2 protein-coding genes are annotated in these 1,577 nt (G+C 60.8%); both read left to right on the top strand.

Going from position 1 to position 1,577, the window contains the following annotated elements:
• Positions 1 to 261 precede the first annotated feature (261 nt).
• Entirely contained in the window at positions 262 to 618 is a 357-nt protein-coding gene (locus ACT89H_RS29340) for a type II toxin-antitoxin system RelE/ParE family toxin (protein WP_445111911.1), read from the top strand.
• Between the two features lie 377 nt (positions 619 to 995).
• A complete protein-coding gene (locus ACT89H_RS29335; protein WP_445111910.1) occupies positions 996 to 1,301 on the top strand; it encodes a helix-turn-helix domain-containing protein in 306 nt (101 codons plus the stop codon).
• Positions 1,302 to 1,577 lie beyond the last annotated feature (276 nt).

The raw sequence follows: 1,577 nt of genomic DNA, 5'->3' as shown, positions 1-1,577 counted from the left end.
GGAATAGCTCTAGCGCACGGTTGGATCAGCCCGCCGCACGCGGCTCGAGGCAGCGTTCTCTGGAAAATCCGGTTCGCGAACCCGTCACCGGTGTCGGTCTTAGGCGAACCCGTTAAGAGGTTCGCCGCGTCGTGCTCCATAGTGCAGATGGGGCCCGGATGTGAGGCTGCAACGCCTGCCCGACCTGACGTCGCGGGTAACGGGGGCTAGATTTAAACCCTCTCATCAGGTAGTATCACACTTGTGTGATATCCTGGACCAGTGCTGTTCGAGATGATTGCCGAGCAGGAAGTCGTGAACTTTCTGTTGAGCTTGGGTCCTGAGGATCGCGCCCGCGCGGACTTCAGGGCGGGCCTTCTTGCCGAGAAGGGCCCGGAATTGGCTGAGCCTCATTGCCGCTACCTCAGGGACGGCGTCCGTGAGCTCCGTTTCGCGATCTCTGGGAACCGGAACGTCCGTATCACCTACTGGTTCCCTGGAGATAACAAGATCATTCTCCTGACCGTCTTCACGAAGTCGGCGCGGCGTGAGCCCGGTGAGGTCAATCGCGCCGTGCAGGCGAAGAAGGTGTGCGAGAACGAACACGACCGGACGTATCACAGCGTGTTCGAGACCTGATGGACCTGAGGATTGGGCTTCCGCGGCGGCGGCACGCCGCGGAAGCCCAATCCCACGACTTACCGCCCGGTGACGATTTCGGCCAGCACAGCACATCATCACCACACTTGACCGGAGAGCACCAAGGGAGACCTATGAAGACAGTCATTCACCAGCAAAGACGACACCTACCAGCAGGGCGGTAGGGTACCTCGACCAACTCAGTGAAGAACTCTTCGCCGTGCTGATCGGCGCAGGTACGAGAGATGTTCAGAACCTTCTGCCGCATCGAAAATAAGGTGGAAGAGGCACGACCACGACCCTCCCCGGCCCCGTTGGCTTGGAGCAGGGGAGTCACTAAATCTCTCGGTGAGAGAGAACCCAGAGGGCAGATATCAATGACCACCACACAACGAAAGATCAGCCAGGAGGAATTCAACCGCCGGAGCGCAGAAGTCCGCGCAACCCCGGAGTACCAGGCTGCCTACCGTGCAGCCGAGATTGCCTACAGGCTCGGTGAGCAAGTTCGGCAAGCCCGGGAATCGAGAGGATGGACCCAGAGCGAGCTTGCGAAGCGAGCAGGGATGAAGCAGAACGCCATCAGCCGATTCGAAGCCGGGGACGGCGTGCCCACTATCCAGACTCTTGACCGCGTCGCGGGCGCGCTTGGGGTGCATCTGAACATCGAACTCGCACCCGCGTAACCGCATTTGGATCATCAGATCACCCGACCCGGGGCGACGACATCCATGTCTGTCGCCTCGGGTCGCGCTGTTCTGCCGCCGTTCCGCCGCATGAAAAGCTGCCGCATCTGTAAGCGCGGCCCATGGGGGCCAGTCGCCCGGAAAGTTACGGTAGACCGGCTACCGCAGATCTTTCCGAGTCAGCACCGCCCACACGGTGGCACTCGCCCAGTCGGTGACAAGATCAACTGGACCAAGACCTTCGAACAGTTCACCGCGTTGCTGACCGCGCCGGGT

The organism is Nocardia aegles, assembly GCF_052545135.1.
Note: the sequence above shows the minus strand (reverse complement) of the source record. Positions and strands in the feature narration are given on the sequence as shown.